Annotated in this window: 22 protein-coding genes; 15 read left to right on the top strand and 7 right to left on the bottom strand. The window is 73.1% G+C overall.

All coding sequences use genetic code 11. The annotated features are described in order from the left end of the window. Positions 1-67 precede the first annotated feature (67 nt). A complete protein-coding gene (locus BJ976_RS01030; RefSeq protein WP_135029361.1) occupies positions 68-1,981 on the top strand; it encodes an FAD-binding monooxygenase in 1,914 nt (637 codons plus the stop codon). 104 nt (positions 1,982-2,085) lie between these two features. Here BJ976_RS01030 and BJ976_RS01025 read toward each other — a convergent pair whose 3' ends face one another. Together BJ976_RS01025 and BJ976_RS01020 are read right to left on the bottom strand one after the other, a co-directional pair. Beyond that, positions 2,086-3,705, bottom strand: coding sequence for a hypothetical protein (locus BJ976_RS01025; RefSeq protein WP_135029363.1), 1,620 nt, complete (start codon positions 3,703-3,705; stop codon positions 2,086-2,088). After that, positions 3,702-4,139 carry a hypothetical protein gene (locus BJ976_RS01020; RefSeq protein WP_135029365.1) on the bottom strand — a complete coding sequence of 146 codons (438 nt, stop codon included), beginning with the start codon at positions 4,137-4,139 and terminating at the stop codon, positions 3,702-3,704. The genes BJ976_RS01025 and BJ976_RS01020 overlap by 4 nt, the downstream gene beginning before the upstream one ends. Before the next feature lie 248 nt (positions 4,140-4,387). Between BJ976_RS01020 and paaA the strand changes: the two genes are divergently transcribed. From paaA to BJ976_RS00980, 8 genes are all read left to right on the top strand, one after another. After that, entirely contained in the window at positions 4,388-5,395 is a 1,008-nt protein-coding gene (gene paaA, locus BJ976_RS01015; protein WP_135029367.1) for a 1,2-phenylacetyl-CoA epoxidase subunit PaaA, read from the top strand. Positions 5,396-5,398: 3 nt separating this feature from the next. Beyond that, positions 5,399-5,731 (top strand): 1,2-phenylacetyl-CoA epoxidase subunit PaaB, encoded by a 333-nt coding sequence (paaB, locus tag BJ976_RS01010; protein ID WP_376698693.1) that lies wholly within the window; start codon positions 5,399-5,401, stop codon positions 5,729-5,731. Beyond that, on the top strand, positions 5,728-6,561 hold the full coding sequence (paaC, locus tag BJ976_RS01005) for a 1,2-phenylacetyl-CoA epoxidase subunit PaaC (protein WP_135029369.1): 834 nt from the start codon (positions 5,728-5,730) through the stop codon (positions 6,559-6,561). The genes paaB and paaC overlap by 4 nt, the downstream gene beginning before the upstream one ends. Beyond that, positions 6,558-7,067: a 1,2-phenylacetyl-CoA epoxidase subunit PaaD gene (paaD, locus tag BJ976_RS01000; protein WP_135029371.1), complete on the top strand. Its 510-nt coding sequence runs from the start codon at positions 6,558-6,560 to the stop codon at positions 7,065-7,067. The genes paaC and paaD overlap by 4 nt, the downstream gene beginning before the upstream one ends. Beyond that, positions 7,067-8,227, top strand: a complete 1,161-nt coding sequence (gene paaE / locus BJ976_RS00995) for a 1,2-phenylacetyl-CoA epoxidase subunit PaaE (RefSeq protein ID WP_135029373.1) — start codon at positions 7,067-7,069, stop codon at positions 8,225-8,227. Before paaD ends, paaE begins: the two co-directional genes overlap by 1 nt. A 23-nt stretch (positions 8,228-8,250) precedes the next feature. Continuing rightward, positions 8,251-9,036 carry an enoyl-CoA hydratase/isomerase family protein gene (locus BJ976_RS00990; RefSeq protein ID WP_135029474.1) on the top strand — a complete coding sequence of 262 codons (786 nt, stop codon included), beginning with the start codon at positions 8,251-8,253 and terminating at the stop codon, positions 9,034-9,036. Positions 9,037-9,300: 264 nt separating this feature from the next. Continuing rightward, positions 9,301-10,665, top strand: a complete 1,365-nt coding sequence (locus tag BJ976_RS00985) for an MFS transporter (protein ID WP_135029376.1) — start codon at positions 9,301-9,303, stop codon at positions 10,663-10,665. 245 nt (positions 10,666-10,910) lie between these two features. After that, complete coding sequence (locus tag BJ976_RS00980; RefSeq protein ID WP_135029378.1) at positions 10,911-11,540, top strand: flavin reductase family protein; 630 nt, start codon at positions 10,911-10,913, stop codon at positions 11,538-11,540. 120 nt (positions 11,541-11,660) lie between these two features. On the opposite strand, the gene BJ976_RS00975 is transcribed toward BJ976_RS00980, so the two are convergent. After that, entirely contained in the window at positions 11,661-13,091 is a 1,431-nt protein-coding gene (locus BJ976_RS00975; protein ID WP_135029380.1) for an aldehyde dehydrogenase family protein, read from the bottom strand. Positions 13,092-13,475: 384 nt separating this feature from the next. On the opposite strand from BJ976_RS00975, the gene BJ976_RS00970 reads away from it, so the two are divergent. The 4 genes from BJ976_RS00970 (at position 13,476) to BJ976_RS00955 (ending at position 16,998) form a co-directional block, all read left to right on the top strand. Next, on the top strand, positions 13,476-14,696 hold the full coding sequence (locus tag BJ976_RS00970) for a thiolase family protein (protein ID WP_135029382.1): 1,221 nt from the start codon (positions 13,476-13,478) through the stop codon (positions 14,694-14,696). Then, positions 14,693-15,493, top strand: a complete 801-nt coding sequence (locus BJ976_RS00965; RefSeq protein ID WP_229667261.1) for an enoyl-CoA hydratase/isomerase family protein — start codon at positions 14,693-14,695, stop codon at positions 15,491-15,493. The genes BJ976_RS00970 and BJ976_RS00965 overlap by 4 nt, the downstream gene beginning before the upstream one ends. 10 nt (positions 15,494-15,503) lie before the next feature. After that, positions 15,504-16,382 (top strand): 3-hydroxyacyl-CoA dehydrogenase family protein, encoded by an 879-nt coding sequence (locus BJ976_RS00960; protein WP_135029386.1) that lies wholly within the window; start codon positions 15,504-15,506, stop codon positions 16,380-16,382. A 103-nt stretch (positions 16,383-16,485) separates the two neighbouring features. Next, complete coding sequence (locus tag BJ976_RS00955) at positions 16,486-16,998, top strand: SRPBCC family protein (RefSeq protein WP_135029387.1); 513 nt, start codon at positions 16,486-16,488, stop codon at positions 16,996-16,998. A 94-nt stretch (positions 16,999-17,092) separates the two neighbouring features. Here the strand turns inward: BJ976_RS00955 and BJ976_RS00950 are convergent, their stop codons facing one another. The 4 genes from BJ976_RS00950 to panD form a co-directional block, all read right to left on the bottom strand. Then, positions 17,093-17,356 (bottom strand): hypothetical protein, encoded by a 264-nt coding sequence (locus BJ976_RS00950; protein WP_135029389.1) that lies wholly within the window; start codon positions 17,354-17,356, stop codon positions 17,093-17,095. Next, a complete protein-coding gene (locus BJ976_RS00945; RefSeq protein ID WP_135029391.1) occupies positions 17,346-17,663 on the bottom strand; it encodes an ArsR/SmtB family transcription factor in 318 nt (105 codons plus the stop codon). The genes BJ976_RS00950 and BJ976_RS00945 overlap by 11 nt, the downstream gene beginning before the upstream one ends. 81 nt (positions 17,664-17,744) lie before the next feature. After that, positions 17,745-18,977 (bottom strand): cytochrome P450, encoded by a 1,233-nt coding sequence (locus tag BJ976_RS00940; RefSeq protein ID WP_135029393.1) that lies wholly within the window; start codon positions 18,975-18,977, stop codon positions 17,745-17,747. Between the two features lie 4 nt (positions 18,978-18,981). Further along, positions 18,982-19,419 carry an aspartate 1-decarboxylase gene (panD, locus tag BJ976_RS00935; protein ID WP_135029395.1) on the bottom strand — a complete coding sequence of 146 codons (438 nt, stop codon included), beginning with the start codon at positions 19,417-19,419 and terminating at the stop codon, positions 18,982-18,984. Between the two features lie 406 nt (positions 19,420-19,825). Between panD and BJ976_RS00930 the strand changes: the two genes are divergently transcribed. Together BJ976_RS00930 and paaZ are read left to right on the top strand one after the other, a co-directional pair. Then, positions 19,826-20,797, top strand: a complete 972-nt coding sequence (locus BJ976_RS00930; protein WP_135029397.1) for a DUF559 domain-containing protein — start codon at positions 19,826-19,828, stop codon at positions 20,795-20,797. 347 nt (positions 20,798-21,144) lie between these two features. Then, positions 21,145-23,265: a phenylacetic acid degradation bifunctional protein PaaZ gene (gene paaZ, locus BJ976_RS00925; RefSeq protein ID WP_135029399.1), complete on the top strand. Its 2,121-nt coding sequence runs from the start codon at positions 21,145-21,147 to the stop codon at positions 23,263-23,265. The last annotated feature ends 3 nt before the right edge of the window (positions 23,266-23,268 follow it).

Raw genomic sequence — 23,268 nt, 5'->3', positions numbered from 1 at the left:
CTGCGAACGCCCTGTTCCCTGAGAGAACACACCCCGCGCCCGCCGCCCCGGGCCGGAGAGGATCACGATGCTCTTCCACCACCACGGCTACGTCTCCACCGATCCCCGCATCCACCCGGCCGCGGGCGTGGGCCTGGACCGTCCCGCCGAGCTCCCGGACGAGATGGACGTGCTGATCGTCGGCACCGGCCCGGCCGGCATGATCGCCGCCGCCCAGCTGGCCATGTTCCCGGACGTGCACACGCGCATCGTGGAGCGCCGCCCCCACCGCCTGGAGATCGGCCAGGCGGACGGCATCCAGGCGCGCTCGGTGGAGACCTTCCAGGCGTTCGGCTTCGCGAGCGAGATCATCGACGAGGCCTTCGACCTCACCTCCATGGCCTTCTGGAACCCGGACCCGGAGAACCCGTCGACCATCGTCCGCACGCAGCTCGCCGAGGACGACCCCGAGGGCATCTCCGAGTTCCCCCACCTGATCGTGAACCAGGCCCGGATCCTGGACTGGTTCGCCGAGTACATGGAGAACTCCCCCACCCGCGCCCGGCCGGACTACGGCTGGGCCTTCGAGGGCCTGGACGACTCCGGCGAGGGCGAGCACCCCGTGACCGTCACCCTGCGCCGCACCGTCGACGCCGAGGGCGCCCCGCTCGAGGACCCGCAGCAGGGCGAGCTCCGTCAGGTGCGCGCCCGGTACGTGGTGGGCGCGGACGGTGCGGGCTCGCGCGTGCGCAAGGCGATCGGCCATTCGCTCTCCGGCGACGCCGCCAACCACGCCTGGGGCGTCATGGACACCCTCGCGGTGACCGACTTCCCGGACATCCGGACGAAGTGCGCGATCCACTCGAACCAGGGCTCGATCCTGCTCATCCCCCGCGAGGGCGGCCACCTGTTCCGCCTCTACGTGGACCTCGGCGTGGTCCCGGAGGACGACGGCGGCAAGGTCCGCCAGACCCCGCTGGAGGAGGTCATCCGCCGGGCCCAGCAGATCCTCCACCCCTACACGCTGGACGTGAAGGAGGTGCCCTGGCACTCGGTGTACGAGGTGGGCCACCGCCTGACCTCCGGGTTCGACAACCGCGAGCGCGTGGGCCGCCCGAACGTGTTCCTGCTCGGCGACGCCTGCCACACCCACTCCGCCAAGGCCGGCCAGGGCATGAACGTGTCCATGCAGGACGGCTGGAACCTGGGCTGGAAGCTGGGCCAGGTGCTCTCCGGCATCGCACCCGTCGAGCTGGTGCCGACCTACGGCGACGAGCGCAAGGACATCGCCAAGAACCTGATCGACTTCGACAAGGAGTGGTCGACGCTCATGGCCAAGCCCACCTCCGAGCTGGGCGATCCCAACGAGGTGGCGGAGTTCTACACCAAGACCGCCGAGTTCCCCGCGGGCTTCATGACCGAGTACCAGCCCTCCCTCCTCACCACGGACGGCACCGGCCAGGAGCTGGCCACGGGCTTCCCGATCGGCAAGCGCTTCACGTCCGCCCTGGTGGAGCGCTCGTGCGACACCAACGTCAAGCACCTGGGCCATCTGCACCGGGCGGACGGGCGCTGGCGCGTGTACGTCTTCGCCGACGCCGCCGCCCCGCAGGACGCGGACTCGAAGGTCGCCGCGTGGGCGCAGGCGGTCGAGGAGGACCCGCAGTCCTTCCGGAACCGGCACACCCCGGCCGACGGCCCCCAGGACGCGCGGTTCGACATCAAGGTGGTCTACCAGCAGAAGCAGACCGAGTTCGCCCACCCGGACGTCCCGGCCGTGTTCCGCCCGACCACCGGGCCCCTGGGGCTGATCGACCTGAACAACATCTTCGCCACGTGCCGGGCCAAGCACGGCGAGGACATCTTCGACGCCCGCGGCATCAGCCGCGACGGCGCCGTGGTGGTGGTCCGCCCGGACCACTACGTCTCCGGCGTCTTCGGCCTGGACGAGGTGGAGCGCCTCAACGCGTTCTTCGCCGGCGTGCTGCTCGACGCCCGCTGAGCCCTGCGCCCCCCGCCTCGTGCGGACCCCACGACGGCGCCGCTCCCCGGACGGGGGCGGCGCCGTCGTCGTCCCCGGGGAGGGGCGCGACCGGGCGGGGCGGCTCACGGGTACCAGCGGTCGGGGCCGACGACGTCCGCCCGGGTGGCCCGCCGCCGTCGCCGCAGGGTGACCCGGGTGGCGGACTCGACCCGCCCGGCGGTCAGCCCGGCGAGGGCGGCCAGGATGCCCTGCTCCTGGACGCGCAGGGCCGGGTCGGCGGCCTCGTACTCGGCCGCGGCGGCGCGGTAGGCCTCGAGGGAGTGCTCGCTCCCGCCGCCGGCGACCGCGTCCACCCAGCGGTCCGGTGCGGCGAGCAGCGCCCGCACCTGCCCCTCGGGGTCCTCGGCCATCGCGTGCCAGAGCGCCTCCGCGGCCCCCTCCCGCACCGCCTCGGGCCGGGTGTCCGCCATGGTCACGGTGGCCCAGTCCGCCGAGGCCGCGTTGGGACCGCCGTCCAGTCCCGTCATGACGTCCGCCTCCCGCTGCAGGCTGAGCACGGGCGTGCCGGGACGCGGGGTCAGGGAGCCGCCGGGTGCGCCGACCGTCACCGCTCCCCCGACCCGCCACCGGGAGGTGATGCCCGAGTGGCCCGTCATGTTCACCGCGTGCATGCCGCCGGCCGAGTAGCCGACGAACACCACCGTGGCCCCCTCCGGCACGCCCGCCAGCTCGAGCGCCTGCGCGAGTCCCTCACCCGCGCGGGCGGAGCCGCCGGCGTACGCGTCCGCGACGCCGTAGACGTCCATCCAGTTCGTGGAGCCGTCCTCGGCGGTCTCCCGTTCCTGGGTCCCGGGCAGCCCGACCACCCAGGTCCGCTCCCCGGTGTCCGGGTCCACCACGGCCGTGACCGTGACGGCGCCGCGCGGGGCGTCGTCGCCGGGGACCAGGGAGAGCAGGTCCGTCACGCTCCCGTCGAGGCGCGGGGGCGCGGCGGCCGGCTCCGCCGCCACGGCCAGGACATCCGCGTTCTCGTCCGCGTCCACCACGCGGGCGAGGAGGCCGAAGAGCGTGGAATGGTCGACCAGGTCCCCGGCGGGCGTGTCCAGCACGACGTCGGCCGTCGCCTCGAGGGCTTTTGTCAACGCCCTCTCGAGCACCCCGCGCACCCCGGGGATCCGCTGGGCCACCGCCACGAACGGGCCGATCCAGGGGAGCCGCGAGAGGGCCGCCCGGGCCGGGCCCGCCAGCTCCTCGCCCGCGAGCCGCTCCAGGAGGGCGTCCGGCGTCTGGCGCAGCGCGAACTCCATGTCCGAGGCCGTGACCCCGTCCCGTCCCGCGTCGAACATCCACGCGGTCAGCGCCTCGACGCCGAGGTCCTGGGCGTCCATGACGCCGGCGGCACCCCGCTCGGCGGCACGGTACCCCTCCGCCGCGCGGGCCAGGGCGTTCCCCGCCGCCTCGAGCCGGTCCGCCAGCGCGCGGCAGGCCCGGTCGCCCTCGGGCAGGCGCACCGACAGCCGCGCGGCGGACGGGGCCACGGCCACGGCCGGTGCGACCCCGTCGAGGAGCCGGCGGACGTCGGTGGCCATCCGGAGGGCGGCGCCCGCCTGGTCGCGCCGTCGGGCGGCGAGCGCCTCGAGGGCGTCGAGGTCGGCGAAGACCGACGCCGGTCCGCCGACGGTCCGGAAGGGCGGTGCAGGCGCGGCGGCGGGCGGCAGGGAGGGGACGGACGCGGCGGTCATGCCACGGCCGCCAGCGTGCGCAGGGCCACCGTGGCCGTCTCCTCCGCCTGCCGGACGCGGCCCTCCGCGTCGGCGCGGGCCTGACCGGCCTCGTGCAGGGCGCCCTGGAGCAGGGCGAGCCACTCGAGGACCTCGTCCACACGGTCCTCGGCGGCCACGTGGAGGGCGCGGGCCGTGTCCGCGTGGCGCCGCCCGGCCTCCGAGCGCCACGCCACGTCCACGCCGGCCCGCACCCCGGCGGCCAGCGACTGGGCCTCGGCGAAGAGCGGACGCAGCTCCTCCTGCAGGACGGTCAGCGCGGCCTCGGCGGACCGGGCCGCGGACAGGTCCGCGTGGGCGGAGGTGAGGCGGACGCCGAGGCGCGCGGCGTCGTCGTGCAGGCCGGCGGCCACGAGGCCGTCCAGCAGGGCCGCGATGGAGGGAGGAAGGCTCATGGCCGCGACGCTAGGCCGCCCGGAGGGCCGGGGCGAGGGGCTTGCGCGGGCGGTGTGGACGGGGCACGGCAGGAGGGCCCCTGTGCAGGACCGGACGCCCGGCCCTGCCCCCGGGAACCCGCCCGCGGGGGTGTTGACGGGGCTCACACCAGTGCCTATCCTGAACGAACGGTCAGTAATTCGTCGCCCCGGCGGCGCGACCCCTGGCCCTGAAATCCGAACATCCGCACCAGCGTGAGGTGAACCCCATGACGCAGACCACCAGCTCCCCGAGCCTGGCGTCCGTGCCGTCCCCCGAGGATGCGGCCGGCCAGGAGAACTTCGACCGCCTGATCGCCGAGGACTCGCGCATCGAGCCCCGCGACTGGATGCCGCAGGCCTACCGCAAGTCCCTGACCCGCCAGGTCTCCCAGCACGCGCACTCCGAGATCATCGGCATGCAGCCGGAGGCCAACTGGATCACCCGCGCCCCCTCGCTGAAGCGCAAGGCGATCCTCATGGCCAAGGTCCAGGATGAGGCCGGCCACGGCCTGTACCTGTACTCGGCCGCCGAGACCCTCGGCACCCCCCGCGACGTGCTGAACGACCAGCTGCTCGAGGGCAAGGCCAAGTACTCCTCCATCTTCAACTACCCGGCCCGCACCTGGGCGGACATGGGCGCGATCGGCTGGCTCGTCGACGGCGCCGCCATCTGCAACCAGGTCCCGCTGTGCCGCGCCTCCTACGGCCCCTACGGCCGCGCCATGGTGCGCATCTGCAAGGAGGAGTCCTTCCACCAGCGCCAGGGCTGGGAGATCCTCTTCGAGCTCTCCCACGGCACCCCGGAGCAGAAGCAGATGGCCCAGGACGCGGTGAACCGCACCTATGGCCCGGCCCTGCAGATGTTCGGCCCGCCGGACGCCGACTCCCCGAACTCCCAGCAGTCCATGGCCTGGAAGGTCAAGCGCTTCTCCAACGACGAGCTGCGCCAGCGCTTCGTGGACATGATCGTCCCGCAGGCCGAGGCCCTGGGCCTGACCCTGCCCGACCCCGACCTGAAGTGGAACGAGGAGCGCGGCCACTACGACTTCGGCCCGCTGGACTGGGACGAGTTCACGGACGTCATCAAGGGCAACGGCCCCATGAACGCCCAGCGCATGGCCCGCCGCATCCAGGCCCACGAGGAGGGCGCCTGGGTCCGCGAGGCCGCCGCCGCCTACGCCCGCCGCCAGGCCGAGCAGCACGTCCCGGCCGACACCCAGCTGATCGGAGCCTGAGCCATGACCGAGAACAAGGCGGCTCAGATGCCGGCCAAGGACGACACCGCCGCGAACAACGAGTGGCCGCTGTGGGAGGTCTTCGTCCGCGCGAACCGCGGCCTCTCCCACGTGCACGCCGGCTCGCTGCACGCCCCGGACGCCACCATGGCGCTGCGCAACGCACGCGACCTGTACACGCGCCGCAACGAGGGCACCTCCGTGTGGGTCGTCCCCGCGGACGCCGTGGCCGCGTCCGATCCGGACTCCAAGGGCGGCTTCTTCGAGTCGCCGCAGGGCAAGTCCTACCGCCACGCGACCTACTACCAGAAGTCCGAGGGGGTGCCGCACCTGTGAGCTTCGCGACCAACGACACGGCCACCAAGCACTCCGCCGGCGTGGCCATCACGGCCGAGGAGATCGCCTCGGGCGACCAGAGGGCCTCCGAGGAGGTGGCACGCTACGCCACCTACCTCGGCGACGACGCCCTGATGCTCGGCCAGCGCCTCTCCTGGTGGATCTCCCGGGCCCCCGAGCTCGAGGAGGACATCGCGCTCGGCAACATCGCCCTGGACCTGGTGGGCCACGCCCGCTTCCTCCTGTCCTACGCCGGCACGGCGTGGGGCACGTCGGAGGACGACCTCGCCTACTTCCGCGACGAGGAGGAGTTCCGCTCCGTCCGCCTCGTGGAGGCCGAGAACGGCGACTTCGGCAAGACCATCGCCCGCCAGCTGTACTACTCGTTCTACGCGTACGAGCTGTACTCCCGGCTGCGCGAGTCCACGGACGCCACCCTCGCGGCGATCGCGGACAAGGCCCTGAAGGAGGTCCTGTACCACCAGGACCACGCCGAGCAGTGGGTGAACCGCCTGGGCCTGGGCACCGAGGAGTCCAAGCGCCGCATGCAGCGCGGCCTGGACGAGCTGTGGCCCTACCTGCCCGAGCTCTTCCACGACGACGACGTGACCCGCCCCCTCGCGGAGCAGGGGGTGGCCGTCCTGCCGTCCTCGCTCGAGGAGCCCACGATGACCCGCATCCGCGCGGCCATCGAGGCCGCCGGCCTGCAGGTCCCCGACACGGGCGTGGCCCGCGGCGGCGACCGCTCCGGCGAGATGAGCGAGTACCGCGGCTACATCCTCGCCGAGATGCAGTCCCTGGCCCGTCGTCACCCGGGGGCCTCCTGGTGACCACCGCCAGCAAGCTGCGCCCCGCCGACCCCGTCGACGCGCGGGTCTGGGATGCGGCCTCCACCGTGCACGACCCGGAGATCCCCGTGCTGTCCATCGCGGACCTGGGGATCCTCCGGGACGCGCACGCGGAGGGCGACAAGGCCGTCGTCGTCATCACCCCCACGTACTCCGGGTGCCCCGCCATGGACACCATCACCACGGACGTCTCCCGCGCCCTGAAGGGCGCGGGGTTCGAGGAGTCCGAGGTGCGGCTGGTCCTCCAGCCGGCGTGGACCACGGACTGGATGACGGACGAGGGCAAGGCCAAGCTGGCCGAGTACGGGATCGCCCCGCCCGCGGCCCGCACCGTGGACGGACCCGTGCGGATCGGCCTGGCCGTGAAGTGCCCCCGGTGCCACTCCCTGAACACCCGTGAGATCACCCGCTTCGGCTCCACGTCCTGCAAGGCGCTGTACACGTGCCGGGAGTGCCTGGAGCCCTTCGACTACTTCAAGGTGCACTGATGACCGAGACCACCGCCGCCCCCGCCAAGCGCCGCGCGACGTTCAACGCCCTCGAGGTGTCCGAGCTGCGCAAGCTCACCGACGACTCCGTGGAGGTGACCTTCGCGGTCCCCGACGAGCTTGCGGACGACTACGACTACCTCCCCGGCCAGTACGTGGCCCTGCGCAAGGAGATCGACGGCCAGGAGCTGCGCCGGTCCTACTCGATCTGCGCCGTGCCGCAGCGCGGCGAGATCCGCGTGGCCGTGAAGAAGGACCTCGGCGGCAAGTTCTCCACGTGGGCCAACGAGCGCCTCGAGGTCGGCGAGAGGATCGACGTGATGAACCCGCAGGGCGCGTTCACGTCCCGCACGGGCATCACCTCCATGAACAACCCGGACGCCGTGGCGGCGCAGGCCGTGAAGGACGGCCAGGTCGACCTGGTGGCCCTGGCCGCCGGCTCGGGCATCACCCCGATCATGGCGATCGCCAAGTCGGTGCTGGCCGCGTCCGAGACCGCCCGCTTCAGCCTCATCTACGCGAACCGCTCCGCCATGGACGTGATGTTCGCGGAGGAGATCGGCGACCTCAAGGACAAGTACCCGTCCCGCTTCGCCGTCTACCACGTGCTCTCCCGCGAGCAGCGGGTGGCCCCGCTGCTGTCCGGGCGCATCGACGCCGAGAAGCTCGAGACGCTGCTGGACCGCGTGATCGACGTGGAGAACACGGACGAGTGGTTCCTGTGCGGCCCGTTCGAGCTCGTCCAGATGGCCCGGGACACGCTCTCCGAGCGCGGCGTGGCCGACGACGACGTCCGCTTCGAGCTGTTCACCACCGGCCGTCCGGAGCGCCCGCAGGGCGACGCGGGCCGCCCGATCGAGGCCGACCCCTCGGGCGACAACGTGACCATCGAGTTCACCCTCGACGGCACCACCGGCAAGGTCGAGTCCCCGAAGTCCGCGCACGAGACGATCCTCAACGCCGCCCTCCGCGTGCGCTCCGACGTCCCGTTCGCGTGCGCCGGCGGCGTGTGCGGCACCTGCCGCGCCAAGGTCACCGAGGGCGAGTTCACGATGGAGGAGAACTACGCGCTCGAGAAGGACGAGGTGGACAACGGGTACATCCTGACTTGCCAGACCCGTCCCACCGGCGACGCCATCACCGTCGACTTCGACGCGTGAGCGGCCAGGAGCACCCGATGAGCATGGTCGAGCTGACCGTGGCCGGCGGCGTCGCCGAGGTGGTGCTGAACGCCCCGAAGAAGATGAACTCCCTGGACGAGCAGGCCCTGGCCGACCTCGGCGCCGCGTACGCCGAGATCGCGGACAGGGCCGAGACCGGCGAGGTCCGCGCGGTGCTGCTGCGCGGCGAGGGCCGGGGCTTCTGCGCCGGTCGGGACATCTCCGGCGTGGTCCCCGCCGACGACGACGCCACCGCCTACCTGCGCGACCGGGTCACCCCGGTGCTGCGTGCCATGTCCGAGTGCCCCGTCCCGACGTTCGCGGCCGTGCAGGGCGCGTGCCTGGGCGTGGGCCTGGGCCTGGCGATCGCCACGGACGTGGTCTACGTGGCCGAGGAGGCCAAGATCGGCTCGCCGTTCGCCAACCTGGGTGCCACCCTGGACTCGGGCGGCCACTGGCTGTTCACCGAGCGGCTGGGCGCGCACCGCACCCTGGACCTGATCTACACCGCCGAGCTGATCTCCGGTGCCGAGGCCGTGCAGGCGGGGCTGTTCTCCCGCGCGGTCCCGGCCGAGGAGCTGCTGGAGTTCACCCGCGCCAAGGCCGCGCAGGTGGCCTCCGGCGCCACCCTGGCCTTCCGGGCCTCCAAGGAGCTCGTCCAGCAGATCCGCGACCAGCGCGTGGGCCTGTGGGAGTCCCTCGACGCGGAGAACGTCGCCCAGGGCGAGCTCTGCGACACGGCCGACTACGCCGAGGGGTTCACGGCCTTCCAGGAGAAGCGCAAGCCCGAGTTCACCGGCCGCGGCTGATCCCGCCTCCCGGTCCGTCCGCCGGACCGCACCACGACGCCGCCCGCACCCTCCGCACGAGGGTGCGGGCGGCGTCGTCGTGTCACCGTCGTCGTCTCCGTCCGGACGCCGGGCGTCACAATCCCGTCATGACCTGGGCGCGTGGTGCGAGTCACAGGAAGTCGTATACGGTGACCCGTGTCACTTCCCGACCGACCGGTCGGTCACATCGCGCGTCGCGCCGTCTCGAGCCACGCGATCAAGCCCCGCACCCCAGGAGCACCCATGAGCCACACCGTCGCCTCTCCGGCCACCTCGGCCGCCCGCGACCCCCGCGAGGAGCGCAAGGTCCTCGCCGGCACGCTCGTCGGCACCACCATCGAGTGGTACGACTTCTTCATCTACGCCCAGGCCGCCGCCCTCATCCTCGGCCCCCTGTTCTTCGCACCCATGGGCGCGCAGGGTGCCCAGATCGCCTCGTGGGCGTCCCTCGGCATCTCCTTCCTCGTCCGCCCGCTCGGCGCGATCGTCGCCGGTCACATGGGCGACCGGTTCGGCCGCAAGATCGTCCTCTCGATGACCCTGATCGGCATGGGCGCGGCCACCGTCCTCATCGGTCTGCTGCCCACCTACGCCCAGATCGGCGTGTGGGCCCCGATCCTCCTCGTCCTGCTCCGCCTGCTGCAGGGCTTCTCCGCCGGCGGCGAGTGGGGCGGCGCAGCCCTCCTCTCCGTGGAGCACGCCCCGCACGGCAAGCGCGGCCTCTTCGGCTCCGCCCCGCAGGTGGGCGTGCCGCTCGGCATGCTGATGGCCACGGGCGTCCTGTTCGCCGTCCGCGCGTCCATGAGCCCGGAGGCCTTCCTCGAGTGGGGCTGGCGCGTGCCCTTCCTGCTCTCCGTGGTCCTGATCCTCGTGGGCCACATCATCCGCAAGGCCGTCGAGGAGTCCCCGGTCTTCAAGGAGATGCAGCAGCTGAAGAAGGACGAGTCCGCCCCGCTCGGCGACCTGTTCCGCAACCACACCAGGACCGTGGTCCTGGCCGCGCTCATCTTCGCCGCCAACAACGCGGTGGGATACCTCGTGATCGCCTGGTTCGCCAAGTACGGCCAGAAGAACCTGGGCATGGAGCCCACCGAGACCCTGACCGCGGCCCTCGTGGGCGGCGCGGGCTGGTTCCTGTTCACCCTGTTCGGCGGCTGGATCTCGGACAAGATCGGGCGCCGTCTCACCTTCCAGCTCGGCTACGCGTTCCTGATCATCTGGTCCATCCCGATGTTCCTGATGATGAACACCGCCTCGCTGCCGCTGTTCGCCGCGGCCCTGTTCGTCCTCACCCTCGGCCTCGGCCCGTCGTACGGGCCGCAGTCCGCCATGTACGCCGAGATGTTCCCGGCCAAGGTGCGCTTCTCCGGCGTGTCCATCGGCTACGCGATCGGCGCCATCATCGGCGGCGCGTTCGCCCCGCTGATCGCCGACCTGCTCCTGCCGAACGGCTGGACCTGGGTGGCCGGCTACATGATCGTCATCTCCCTGATCTCGCTGGTGGCCGTCTCCATGGTCCCCAAGGGCATCCAGGACCGGAACCTGCACGACCACGAGCACGACGAGCTCGGCGTGGACGTGATCGCCGACGCCAAGGCGCACCACTGATCCACCCTCCGGTGGGCGGCCGGACGGCCACTCCCACCCCTCGACGACGGCGCCGTCCCCTGCGAAGGGGGCGGCGCCGTCGTCGTCCCAGCCCCCACCGCACCCCCGCCGCACCCCCTCACTTTCGAGCGCGATTCCGGGCGAATGGAGACTTTCGAACGTGGAACAGGGCCTATACGACGTTCGAAAGCTCGGGTTTCGGCAGGGACGGCCGGGGCAAGCTGGGCTCCGGCATACTGGCGGCCATGAGCGAGACCACCCCGCGTGACCCCGCCCGGACCGAGTTCTCCGCCGCCGACCTCGGCGATGCCGAGACCGCCCTGCTGCTCAAGTCCGTCCTGATCCCCCGGCCCATCGCGTGGGTGGGCACCGTGGCCGACGACGGCGCCGCCAACCTCGCGCCGCACTCCTTCTTCACGATGGTCTCCGGGGCGCCGCCGATCGTGATGTTCTCCTCCACCGGCCGCAAGGACACCCTGCGGAACGTCGAGGCCACCGGACAGTTCACGGTGTCCCTCGTGGACCGGGCCCTCGCGGAGGCCTGCAACACCACGTCCGCGCCGGTGGGCCCCGAGGTGGACGAGTTCGTCCTGGCGGGACTGGAGAAGGAGGCGAGCGCCGTCGTCGCGCCGCCGCGCGTGGCCGCGAGCCCGGCCGTGCTGGAGTGCACCCTCGAGCGCGTGGTCCCCGTGGGCGACGGGCACTGCGTGCTCGGCCGGGTGGTGCATGTGGCGGTCCGGGAGGACACCCTGGTGACCGACGCACGGGGCCGCACCCTGCCCGACCCGGCCCGGCTGGACCCGGTGGCCCGGCTCGGGCGGGACGAGTGGGGCACGCTCGGTGACGTGTTCGCTCAGGGGCGGCCGCGGGCCTGACCCCGCGCCCACTCCACGACGTGGTGAGGACTCACCCTCACCAGCCCCTTGCGGAGGCCGATGAGGGTGAGTCCTCACCAGAAGATGCGCGGGACGGCCCCGACGGGCCGGCCGCGGGAGTCAGAGGCTGATGGACTTCGCCACGGCCATCTCCTTCAGGCCCAGCTCGCCGAACTCGCGGCCGAACCCGGACTGCTTCACGCCGCCGAAGGGCACGCGCGGGTCGATGGCGCCGTGCTTGTTGATCCACACGGAGCCGGCCTCGAGGCGCATCGCGACGTCCTTGGCGCGCTGCGGATCCGACGACCACACGGACGCGCCGAGGCCGACGTCGAGGGCGTTGGCCATCTCGACGGCCTCGTCCAGGTCCGAGTACCGCACGATCGGCAGGGCGGGGCCGAACTGCTCCTCGGCCACGAGCGGGTTGTCGTTGTCCAGGTCGGCCACGAGGGTGGTCGGGTAGAAGTAGCCGGGCTGGGACTCGTCCGGGTCGCCGCCGATCAGCACGCGTCCGCCGCCGTCCTTGGCCGCCTGCACGAGCCGCGCCACGATGTCGTACTGGGCCTTGTTCTGCAGCGGGCCGAGGACGCTGGCCTCCTCGATGCCCACACCCATCGGCATCCTCTCCGCGACCGCCACGAGGGCCTCGCACACGGCGTCGTAGAGGGAGTCCGGCACGTAGAGGCGCTTGAGGGCGGCGCAGGTCTGCCCCGTGTTGATGAAGGCTCCCCAGAACAGGCCCTCGGCGATGGCCTCCGGGTCGGCGTCGTCGAGCACGATGCCGGCGTCGTTGCCGCCCAGCTCCAGGGTGAGGCGCTTGAGGTCCTCGGCGGCGGTCTTCATGATCGCCTTGCCCGTGGCGGTGGAGCCGGTGAAGGTGATCTTGTCGATCCCGTCGTGCGCGGTGAACGCCTTGCCGAGCTCGCCGTCGCCGGCCAGCACCTGCAGCACGCCCTCGGGGAGGACCTGGTTCATCACGTGCACCAGGCCCAGGACGGACAGCGGGGTGTACTCGGAGGGCTTGAGCACCACGGTGTTGCCCATGCGCAGGGCCGGGGCGATCTGCCACACCGCGATCATCATGGGCCAGTTCCACGGGCCGATGCCGCCGACGACGCCGATGGGCTCCCAGTGCAGCTCGGCACGGCCGGACTCGTCGTCCACGAGCACCTCGGTCTCGATCGGGAAGGCGGCATTGGCCCGGGTCCAGGCGACGCAGCCGCCGACCTCGAAGGCCGCGTTCGGGCCGTTCTTGATCGGCTTCCCCTGCTCACGCGAGAGCAGCTCGGCGAGCGCGGCGGCGTTCGCCTCGATGGCGTCGGCCGCGCGGTTCAGGTGCGCGGAGCGCTCGTCGTGGGAGAGCTTCGCCCAGTCCTTCTGGGCGGCGCGGGCGGTCTCCACGGCCGCGTCCAGGTCCGCGGGCGTGCTCTGCGGGGCGCGACCGACGGTCTCGCCGGTGGCCGGGTCCTTCAGCTCCACACCCTGGCCCTCGGGCGCGGTGATCGCTGCCAGGAGGTCGGCGTAGGTCAGGGAGGCGGTCGCCTCGGTCATGATGGGCTCCTTCGGGGGAGGCTGCGTTCCAGGTCAGCGACGGCGCGGCGTTGCGTGCCGCACGTGCGCCCAGTCAATCCCATCCTGGGCCTGCTGTCCCGGGGCGGATGCGTCGTCGTTCCCGCGAGGAAGACCGCACCCCGTCACGAACTGGCGAGGACACACCCCCATCAGCCCCGGGCGGAGGGCCTGTGACGGTGTGTCCTCACCACTAGCCGCGCGGGGGCGGGTTCACTCTCGCCGCCCCTGCACGCTGGCCGCCCCTCGAACCCGGCGCACCGTCATGTTTGACCCGCGTCACACCCGCCCGGGATACTGAATCCTGAACGCACGGTCAGTAATTCGCCGCGCCCTCGTCCGCCGCTGCCGAACCAAGGAGTCCCCATGTCCAGCACCCCCTCGCAGGCCCTGCTCGTCGGCGGCCGCCGCACGCCCGTCGGTCGCTACGGCGGCGCGCTCTCCTCCGTCCGCCCGGACGACCTCGCCGCCCTCACCATCAAGGCCGTGGTCGAGGACGCCGGAATCGACCCGTCCGTGGTGGACGAGGTCATCCTCGGCAACGCCAACGGCGCCGGCGAGGAGAACCGCAACGTGGCCCGCATGGCGTGGCTGCTGGCCGGCTTCCCGGACACCGTCCCGGGCATCACCGTGAACCGCCTCTGCGCCTCGGGCATGTCCGCGATCGGCATCGCCACCGCCATGGTGCGCGCCGGGATGGCCGACGTGGTCGTCGCCGGCGGCGTCGAGTCGATGTCCCGCGCCCCCTGGGTCATGGAGAAGCCCGCCACCGCCTTCGCCAAGCCGGGCGAGGTCGTGGACACCTCCATCGGCTGGCGCTTCACCAACCCGCGCTTCACCTCGGGCGAGTTCGGCGACAAGTTCGTCTTCTCCATGCCGGAGACCGCCGAGGAGGTCGCCGAGGTGGACGGCATCACCCGCGAGGACGCCGACGCCTTCGCCGCCGGCTCCCACGAGAAGGCCCTGGCCGCGATCGAGGCCGGGCGCCTCGCGGCCGAGATCGTCCCCGTCACGGTGGAGGGCCGCAAGGGCGCCGAGACGGTGGTGGACACCGACGAGGGCCCCCGCCCCGGCTCCACCCCCGAGGTCCTCGCCGGCCTGCGCCCGATCATCAAGCAGGACGGCGTGGTCACCGCCGGCAACTCCTCCTCCCTCAACGACGGCGCCTCCGCGATCCTCGTGGTCTCCGAGCGCGCGGCCGAGAAGTACGGCCTGACCCCCCGGGCCCGCGTGGTCGAGTCCACCTCCGCCGGTCTCGAGCCGCACATCATGGGCCTCGGCCCGGTGCCGGCCACCGAGAAGGCCCTCGCCCGCGCCGGCTGGTCCGTGGCGGACCTGGGCGCCGTCGAGCTCAACGAGGCGTTCGCCACGCAGTCCCTCGCCTCCATCCGCCGGCTCGGCCTGGACGCGGGGATCGTCAACAACGACGGCGGCGCGATCGCCCTCGGCCACCCGCTCGGCTCCTCGGGCTCGCGCCTCGTGGTCACGCTGCTCGGCCGCATGGAGCGCGAGGGCGCGGACAAGGGCCTGGCCACCATGTGCGTGGGCGTCGGGCAGGGCACCGCGATGCTCGTGGAGAGGGTGTGAGCGCTGTGACCGGATTCGACGCGAGCGGCTTCACCGCCCTGCGGATCGAGGAGCGCGAGGACCGCGTCCACGCGAAGATGGACCGCCCCGCGGTGCGCAACGCCATCGACGAGACGATGGTGGACGAGTTCCACGCCCTCTGCGCCCACCTCGAGCGGAACCCGAAGATCCTGATCATCTCCGGCACCGAGGTGGAGTCCGCCAAGGAACCGGGGAAGTCCTCGGGCATCTTCGCCTCCGGCGCGGACATCGGCCAGCTGCGCGAGCGGCGGCGGGATGACGCGCTGCGCGGGGTGAACTCCCAGATCTTCGACCGCATCCACCGCCTGCCCATGCCCGTGATCGCCGCGATCGACGGGTACGCGCTCGGCGGCGGCGCGGAGCTGGCCTACGCGGCCGACTTCCGGATCGCCACCCCGAAGCTCAAGATGGGCCAGCCGGAGACGAACCTGGGCATCACGGCCGCCGCGGGTGCGCAGTGGCGCCTCAAGGAGCTCGTCGGCGAGCCCGTGGCCCTGGAGCTGCTGCTGGCCGGCCGCATCCTGGACGCTCAGGAGGCGCTCGAGCTCAAGCTCGTCACCGAGCTGCACGAGCCGGCCGAACTGATGGCCGCCGCGGACGCCCTCGCGGACCGGATCGCCGCGCAGGACCCGCTGGCCGTGCGCCTGTCCAAGCGCGTGTTCCACCTGCCCCGCGAGGCGCACCCCCACGTGGACGAGATCGCGCAGGCCATCCTGTTCGAGTCCCAGGCCAAGTTCGACCGCATGCAGGCCTTCCTGGACCGCAAGAAGAAGTGAGGACCCACCCATGACCGAGAACCAGACCACCCCCCATGGCTCCGTGCCCTCCGTCGTCGGCGTGCTCGGCGGCGGCCGCATGGGCGCGGGCATCGCCCACGCCTTCCTGACCTCCGGCGCGGACGAGGTGATCGTCGTCGAGCGCGACCCGCAGGCCGCCGAGGCCGCGAAGGAGCGCATCGAGGCGGACCTCGCCAAGTCCCTCGAGCGCGGCAAGCTCGACGGCAACCTGGACGTGTGGGCCGAGCGCCTGACGATCTCCCTGGACAAGGCCGACTTCGCCCGCTGCGGCCTCGTGGTGGAGGCCGTGCCGGAGATCATGGACCTGAAGATCGAGTCCCTCACCGAGGTGGAGCAGCATCTGCCCGAGGACGCGTGGCTGGCCACCAACACCTCCTCCCTCTCCGTGGACGAGCTGGCCGGCCACCTGCAGCGCCCCGAGCGCTTCTGCGGCCTGCACTACTTCAACCCGGTGCCGGCCTCCAAGCTCGTGGAGGTCGTGATCGGCGCGAAGACCGGCGAGGAGCTCACGGCCCTGTCCACCGAGTGGGTCAAGGGCCTGGGCAAGACCCCGGTCGTGGTGAAGGACGCCCCGGGCTTCGCCTCCTCCCGCCTGGGCGTGGCGATCGCCCTCGAGGCCATCCGCATGGTCGAGGAGGGCGTGGCCTCCCCCGAGGACATCGACAACGCCATGGTGCTGGGCTACAAGTTCCCGGTGGGCCCGCTGGCCCTGACCGACATCGTGGGCCTGGACGTGCGCCTGGGCATCGCCGAGTACCTCGAGTCCCAGCTGGGCGAGCGCTTCGCTCCCCCGCAGCTGATGCGGGACATGGTGGAGCGCGGCGAGCTCGGCCGGAAGTCCGGCAAGGGCTTCTACGACTACTCCTGACCGGCCACGCCCCGCCGGGCGGCGGGGACGGACCACGACGGCGGCCGGTCACCTCGGAGGGTGACCGGCCGCCGTCGTGTGCGCGGGGCAGCAGAATGGGGCCATGCCCCGCTCCGCCCGATCCCCCCGCGCCGACCGCCCGTTCGTGTTCCGCCACCGCTGGGCGGTGCCGCGGCCGGCGGACGAGGTGATGGAGCTGCTGGGGGACCCGCTGCGCTACCCCGAGTGGTGGCCGGCCATCCCCCGGGCCGTGCCGCTGCCGCGGGAGGGCGCGTCGGCCCCCGGTGGACCGACCGCCGGCGAGCGAGCCGAGGTCGGCCTCGTCGGCCTGGTCCCCGTGCGGCTGCTCATGGAGCGGATCGTCGACGACCGCGAGCGCGGCGTCCTCGTGGCCGCCCTCCACGGGGACCTCGAGGGGACGGTGCGGGTGGACGTGCGCGGGTCGGCGCCCGGGCACTGCCTCGTGGCATGGACCCAGGAGGTGACCCTGGGGACCGGGTGGATGCGCGTCGTCGCCGCGGTCCCCGGCGGCCGCGCGGCCATGGGCGTGAGCCACGCGGTGGCCATGCGCGCCGGCCGGCGCTCCCTCGGGGCGACGTCCCTGCCCTCCCGCTGAGCGACGCCGGCCCGGCGCTGGACACGCCGACGGCGGCCGGTCACCTCCGAGGGTGACCGGCCGCCGTCGTGTGCGGGGGCGTGCGGGGCGCGGCTCAGGAGGCCTGCGCGTGGTCGCACGTGGCGCACGTGCAGTCGGCGCACTCGCAGGTGGCGCAGCTGCACCCGCCGTCGGCGGCGCAGGAGCCGCACGAGCAGGTGTCGCACTCCTCCACGTGGTCGCCGTGGACGTGGTGCAGGTGGCCGTCGTGCTCGTAGTCGGTGTGATCCGCGTGCTGGACGGCCTCGTGGCCGCAGTCCGGGCCGTGCTGGTGGTCGTGGTCGGTGTGGATCGGGTGGGCGCCGTGGTCAACGGTCATGAGGGGCCTCCTCCGCGGCGTGCTGCACCGCGTCTCGGACGATGTGGGCGACGTGGTCGTCGGTCAGGGAGTAGGCGCGGCTCCGGCCCTCGTGCTCGGAGCGCACCAGACCGCTCATCCGCAGCACCCGCAGGTGCTGGGACATGAGCGTGTGCGTGACCCCCACGTGGTCGGCGAGGTCGCCCACGCCCACGGGCCCGTCCGCCATGCGCAGCAGCGCGGCCACGCGCACGGGGGAGGCGAGCACCTTGAAGAGGCCGGCGGCCTGCTCGACGTCGGGGGTCGTGCGGCGAGCATACCTGCACAGATGTGCAGATGAAAGGGGGTGGGGGTCACGGGCGGGCGGGAGTGAGGTGAGGGCGAGGCGGGGGTGTGTCAGGCGGCGGGCTCAGGCCAGCTGCAGGCGGAGGTCCCGGACGGCGTACCCGGCGATGATCTCCTCCCACTCGATGCGGGGCGTCGAGACCAGGCGCACGTCCTTGGCCAGGAGCCGCTCGAGGAACAGCTCGGTCTCCACGAGCGCGAGGGTGTTGCCGGGGCAGCGGTGGGCGCCGTCACCGAAGCTCATCACCTCGGGGCGCACGCCGCGGGGCAGCTCGCGGTCCGGGCGCAGGCACAGCCCGCCCTCCCCCACCGCCTCGGGGTCCGCGTTGGCCGGCCGCACGGCCAGGTCCAGGCGGGCGCCCGCCGGGATGCGGTGGTGCGTGCCGGCGTCGTCGGTGAGGTCGATCTCCTGGTCGGCGCGGCGGTACAGGTGCCCGACCACGGGCTCCAGGCGCAGCACCTCCAGCAGGATGGCCTGCCGCTCGGGCCCGGGGGCGGCCAGGAAGCGCTCGCGCAGGGCGGGCCGGTCCAGCAGGTGCCACGCGGCCATCTGCAGGAACTCCCGCGTGGTGACCATCCCGGCGGCACCGTAGGTCACGCACTCCATGAGGACCTCGATCTCCGAGTAGCCCTCGTCCAGCAGGTGGGAGACGACGTCGTCGCGCCGCTGGGTGCGCCGGGTCCGGATCGCGGGGCGCACGTCCGCGAGGTGGAACCGCAGCAGGTCGAGGGCCCCGGGGAGGGCGACCGCGAACGCGGTGAGGCGCCGCCAGCCGGTGGCCGGGTCGCCGAGGACGGCGTCCGGCTGGTCGAAGAACGCCACGAGGCGCCGGGCCAGGCCCTCCTGGTCGGACTCGGTCAGGCCCACCACGCGGGCGGCCACCCGCGTGGAGAAGTGCAGGGCGAGGTCGGAGAGGTCGTGGATGAGGCCGTCGTCGAGGCGGCCGACGAGCGCGTCCGCCTCCGCGGCCATGAGCTCGCGGTACTCCCGGTTGACCACGGCCGGGGAGAAGTAGCGGCCGATCTTCGCGCGCTGGGCGCGGTGCTCCTCCCCGTCCGCGTAGAGCACTGGCCAGCGGGTCAGTGGCAGGCCCGCGCGCACCGTCTCGACGCCGAAGCCGGCCTGCCGCGTGGCGTCCGCGGAGCGGAGCACCTCCCGGACCAGCCGCTGGGAGCGGACGTGCCAGACGCCGTCCACGAGCTCCACCTCCGGGCGGGCCGGCTCCCCCGGGCGGGTGCTGCGGCGGTCGCCGGCGCCGGAAGCGGGGCCGTGGGGCACGGGGCAGGAGCCGGTCATGGCGTCAGAGCTCCGCCTGAGCGTCCTCCAGGCGACGTGACTGCGGCGGGCGGGCGACGCCGTCGAGCAGGCCCTCCGCCGGGTCCGAGCCCAGCTCCACGATCCGGTTCCGTCCGTCCACGTGGACGACCGTCGGCTGGAAGGTGCGGGCCTCGGCGTCGTCCATCTGGGCGTACGCGATGAGGATGACCACGTCCCCCGGCTGGATCAGGCGGGCCGCGGCGCCGTTGATGCCGAGCACGCCCGTGCCGCGGTCGCCGGCGATCGTGTACGTCTCGAGGCGGGCGCCGTTGGTGACGTCCACGATGCTGACGAGCTCGCCGGGGAGGATGCCGGCGGCGTCGAGGAGGTCCTGGTCCACGGTCACGGACCCCACGTAGTGCAGGTCCGCCTGGGTCACGGTGGCCCGGTGGATCTTGGCGTGGAACATGGTGCGCAGCATGCGGCGTGGCTCTCCGGGTGGGGTGCGGGGGCGTCCGAGCGGACTGCGGCGATTCTACGCACCCCGTCGGGGACCTGCCCGGTGCGGCGCGGCGAGCCCCCGCCCCGCGCCCGCCCCAGCCGTGCGCCCGCCCCAGCCCCGCGCCCGCCCCAGCCGCGCGCCCGCCCCAGCCCCGCGCCCGCCCCAACTCCGCGCCCGCCCCAGCCGCGAGTGTTGGGGTACGCCGGCTTCCCGCCTGGAGAGCCTGCCCACCCCAACACTCGCGTCCTCGGTTGGCGGCTGAGCGGCCGGCCCGGGCGACGAGCGCCCTCGACCTCTCCTGCACAGCGCGCCTCCCGCACCGCCCCCTCCACAGAACGACGACGTCGCCGGCCCCGGACTGCCGCGGCACCTCAGGCTGGACCCCATGCCGCGTCGCCCCTCCCCCCTGCCGCCCGTGCCCACCGGCCTGGACCGCCGACTCCGCGACGCGACCGTCTTCTCCACACTCGCCGCGCGTCGGGCGGGGGTCTCGCGCGGGCGCCTCGCGGCCTCGGACCTGGAGAGCGCCGGCCGCGGCCTGTGGCGCGTCCGCGATCGACCTGCGCAGCTCCTCGACCGGCTGCGGGCGCTGCAGGACCTCCACCCGGACGCGGCGTTCAGCCACGAGACGGCCGCCGCCGTCCTCGGCCTCTGGCTCCCCCGGCGCCGACCCGCGGACGGCCCGGTCCACCTCGCCGTCCCCTCGTCGCGCAGCATGCGGCTCGAACGCTCCGGGCTCGTGCTCCATCGTCTCGTCCCCACGACGCCGACCACGGTGCACGAGGGCATTCGCGTCGTGGACCCGGTGTGGACCTTCGTCGATCTGGCGGCGGGGCTGTCGGGGGTCGACGACGCAGCGGTGATCGGCGACTCCCTGGTGCGCACGGCGCCCACCGCGCGCCGTCGCGCAGACCTGCCGCCCGGCGTCGTGGGCTGGGACCGGGTACGGGCGGGGGTGGCCGCCCGCTCCGGGGCGCGAGGGGTGCGGCTGGCGCGGGCCGCGCTGGAGGTCATGCGCTCCGGGTCCGACTCCGCGCAGGAGACCCGCACCCGCCTGCGCCTGGTGCAGGCCGGACTCCCCGAGCCCGAGGTGAACCCGGCGGTGCGCCTGGACACGGGGCAGACGCTGCGGGTGGACCTCGTCTGGCGGACGTGGAAGGTGGCCGTGGAGTACGACGGCCCCCAGCACTTCACCGATCCCCGACAGATCCGCGATGACGCCGCCCGCGAGCGGTCCCTGCGCGCGGAGGGCTGGGAGGTGGTCCGGGTCCGGAGCGAGGATCTCGCCGACGGGCGGTGGGACCTGGTCGTGTGGCAGATCCGCGAGATCCTCCGGCAGCGCGGGGCACCCGTGTGAGGGGTGGCGGGGGTGCCGCCGGGCCGGTGCGCGAGTGTTGGGGTGGGCATGGATTCCGGCCCGGAGACCCGCCGGGCCCAACACTCGGCGGGGGCAGGGGGCAGGGGGCAGGCGGGAGGGGGCGGGGGTCAGGTGGTCCGGGGCAGGGGTCAGGCGGTCCGGGGCGGGAGGGCACCCACGGGGCGCGTGGAGGGCGCATGCCCCCGACGGCGGTCACCCCCTCGCCCTGGCGGGTGATCCGGGTTACCCTGACAATAACCGAACGATCGGTCAGTCGCCCCTGCCCGCACCTCCCTGCGCACCGGGCCGACCCGCGCCGACGCCCTCGAGTCCTGAAGGAGCACCGCATGACCGCCATCGCGGACAAGACCCAGACCGAGATCCTCCCGAGCTTCGTCGCCGGCTCCTGGTGGGCCCCGGAGGACCCCCAGAAGGTCACCGACGTCCTCGACGCCAACACCGGCCAGCTCATGGCCCGGGTGTCCACGGACGGCATCGACACGGCCGCCGTCATCGAGTACGGCCGCACGGTCGGCCAGAAGAGCCTGGGCGAGCTGACCATCCACGAGCGGGCGCTCAAGCTCAAGGAGCTCGCCCTCTACCTGAACTCCCGCATCCAGGAGCTCTACGACCTCTCCTTCGCCACCGGCGCCACGCAGCGCGACCACGCGTTCGACGTCGACGGCGGCATCGGCACCCTCTTCACGTTCTCCGGCAAGGGCCGCCGCGAGCTGCCGAACTCCAACGTGATCGTGGACGGCAAGGTCGAGCCGCTGTCCCGCGACGGCTCCTTCATCGGCGAGCACATCTACCAGCGCATCCCGGGCGTGGCGGTGCAGATCAACGCGTTCAACTTCCCGGTGTGGGGCATGCTCGAGAAGTTCGCCCCGGCATTCGTGGCGGGCGTGCCCACCGTGGTCAAGCCCGCCACCCCCACGGGCTACGTCACCGAGGCGTGCGTGCGCATGATGCTCGAGTCCGGCATCCTCCCCGAGGGCTCCCTGCAGCTCATCTCCGGCTCCGCCCGCGACCTGCTGGACCACCTCGACTACCGCGACCACGTGGCCTTCACCGGCTCCGCCGGCACCGCCGAGACCCTCCGCAGGCATGAGAACGTCCTGACCGGCGGCGTGCGGTTCACCGCGGAGACCGACTCCCTCAACGCGGCCATCCTGGGCCCGGACGCGGACAAGGACTCCCCCGAGTTCGAGGCGTTCGTGAAGGTCGTCTTCCAGGAGATGACCGTCAAGGCGGGCCAGAAGTGCACCGCCATCCGCCGCGTGATCGTCCCGGAGGCCATGGTGGAGGACGTCACCGCGGCCCTCACCGAGCGCCTCTCCGCCAAGGTCGTGCTCGGCGATCCGCGCACCGAGGGCACCACCATGGGCGCCCTGGCCTCCAAGGAGCAGCAGTCCGAGGTCCGCAAGGCCGTGCAGACGCTCGTCGACGCCGGCGGCCAGGTCCGCCTGGGCGGCCCGGACGGCTCCACCGGCGACGCCGACGCCGAGGCCGGCGCCTTCTTCGCCCCCACCGTGCTCTCCTTCGCCGACGCCCGCACCCCGGCGGTGCACGAGGTGGAGGCGTTCGGACCGGTCACCTCGGTGATCGGCTACACGGACGTGGACGACGCCGTCGCGCTCGCCGCGCTGGGCTCCGGCTCGCTGGTGGCCACGGTCGCCACGAACGACGGCGCGACCGCCCGCGCGTTCGCCGCGGGGATCGGCGCGCACCACGGCCGCGTGCACTTCCTGAACCGCCAGACCGCGAAGACCACCACCGGCCACGGCGCCCCCGTGCCGGTGCTGGTGCACGGCGGCCCCGGTCGCGCGGGCGGCGGCGAGGAGCTCGGCGGTGTCCGCGGCGTCAAGCACTACATGCAGCGCACCGCCATCCAGGGCTCCCCGGACCTGCTCACCGCCATCACCGGCGTGTGGCACCAGGGCGCGGCCGCGAACACCGTCACCCGCGAGGACGTGGAGGCCGGCACGGCCACGCACCCGTTCTACAAGGCGCTGGACGAGCTGAGGATCGGCGACCAGTTCGCCTCCGGTCTGCGCACCGTGACCCTCGAGGACATCACGAAGTTCGCCGAGGAGACCGGGGACATGTTCTACGCGCACACGGACGAGGAGGCCGCCATGGCCAACCCGTTCTTCCCGCGCCGCGTGGCCCACGGCTACCTGCTGGTCTCCTGGGCCGCCGGCCTGTTCGTGGCCCCGGATCCGGGCCCGGTGCTCGCCAACTACGGCCTGGACGACCTGCGGTTCATCACGCCCGTCACCTACGACGACGCCATCCGCGTGACCCTGACCGCCAAGCGGATCACCCCGCGCGTCACGGACGAGTACGGCGAGGTCGCGTGGGACTGCCAGCTGCACAACCAGAACGACGAGCTGGTGGCCCAGTACGACGTGCTGACCCTCGTGGCCAAGACCTGGCCCATGCCGAAGACCGAGCAGAAGGCCTGATCC

This window comes from Micrococcus flavus (genome assembly GCF_014204815.1).
Lineage (GTDB): Bacteria > Actinomycetota > Actinomycetes > Actinomycetales > Micrococcaceae > Micrococcus > Micrococcus flavus.
The sequence above is the reverse complement of the archived record's forward strand: the minus strand, read 5'-3'. Positions and strand labels throughout refer to the sequence as shown.

What these genes read in the sequence shown, in the direction of transcription:
- BJ976_RS01030 (WP_135029361.1), top strand. Translation starts at nt 68, where the DNA reads ATGCTCTTCCACCACCACGGCTACGTCTCCACCGATCCCCGCATCCAC.
- BJ976_RS01025 (WP_135029363.1), bottom strand. Translation starts at nt 3,705, where the DNA reads ATGACCGCCGCGTCCGTCCCCTCCCTGCCGCCCGCCGCCGCGCCTGCA.
- BJ976_RS01020 (WP_135029365.1), bottom strand. Translation starts at nt 4,139, where the DNA reads ATGAGCCTTCCTCCCTCCATCGCGGCCCTGCTGGACGGCCTCGTGGCC.
- paaA (WP_135029367.1), top strand. Translation starts at nt 4,388, where the DNA reads ATGACGCAGACCACCAGCTCCCCGAGCCTGGCGTCCGTGCCGTCCCCC.
- paaB (WP_376698693.1), top strand. Translation starts at nt 5,399, where the DNA reads ATGACCGAGAACAAGGCGGCTCAGATGCCGGCCAAGGACGACACCGCC.
- paaE (WP_135029373.1), top strand. Translation starts at nt 7,067, where the DNA reads ATGACCGAGACCACCGCCGCCCCCGCCAAGCGCCGCGCGACGTTCAAC.
- BJ976_RS00990 (WP_135029474.1), top strand. Translation starts at nt 8,251, where the DNA reads ATGGTCGAGCTGACCGTGGCCGGCGGCGTCGCCGAGGTGGTGCTGAAC.
- BJ976_RS00985 (WP_135029376.1), top strand. Translation starts at nt 9,301, where the DNA reads ATGAGCCACACCGTCGCCTCTCCGGCCACCTCGGCCGCCCGCGACCCC.
- BJ976_RS00980 (WP_135029378.1), top strand. Translation starts at nt 10,911, where the DNA reads ATGAGCGAGACCACCCCGCGTGACCCCGCCCGGACCGAGTTCTCCGCC.
- BJ976_RS00975 (WP_135029380.1), bottom strand. Translation starts at nt 13,091, where the DNA reads ATGACCGAGGCGACCGCCTCCCTGACCTACGCCGACCTCCTGGCAGCG.
- BJ976_RS00970 (WP_135029382.1), top strand. Translation starts at nt 13,476, where the DNA reads ATGTCCAGCACCCCCTCGCAGGCCCTGCTCGTCGGCGGCCGCCGCACG.
- BJ976_RS00960 (WP_135029386.1), top strand. Translation starts at nt 15,504, where the DNA reads ATGACCGAGAACCAGACCACCCCCCATGGCTCCGTGCCCTCCGTCGTC.
- BJ976_RS00955 (WP_135029387.1), top strand. Translation starts at nt 16,486, where the DNA reads ATGCCCCGCTCCGCCCGATCCCCCCGCGCCGACCGCCCGTTCGTGTTC.
- BJ976_RS00950 (WP_135029389.1), bottom strand. Translation starts at nt 17,356, where the DNA reads ATGACCGTTGACCACGGCGCCCACCCGATCCACACCGACCACGACCAC.
- BJ976_RS00940 (WP_135029393.1), bottom strand. Translation starts at nt 18,977, where the DNA reads ATGACCGGCTCCTGCCCCGTGCCCCACGGCCCCGCTTCCGGCGCCGGC.
- panD (WP_135029395.1), bottom strand. Translation starts at nt 19,419, where the DNA reads ATGCTGCGCACCATGTTCCACGCCAAGATCCACCGGGCCACCGTGACC.
- BJ976_RS00930 (WP_135029397.1), top strand. Translation starts at nt 19,826, where the DNA reads ATGCCGCGTCGCCCCTCCCCCCTGCCGCCCGTGCCCACCGGCCTGGAC.
- paaZ (WP_135029399.1), top strand. Translation starts at nt 21,145, where the DNA reads ATGACCGCCATCGCGGACAAGACCCAGACCGAGATCCTCCCGAGCTTC.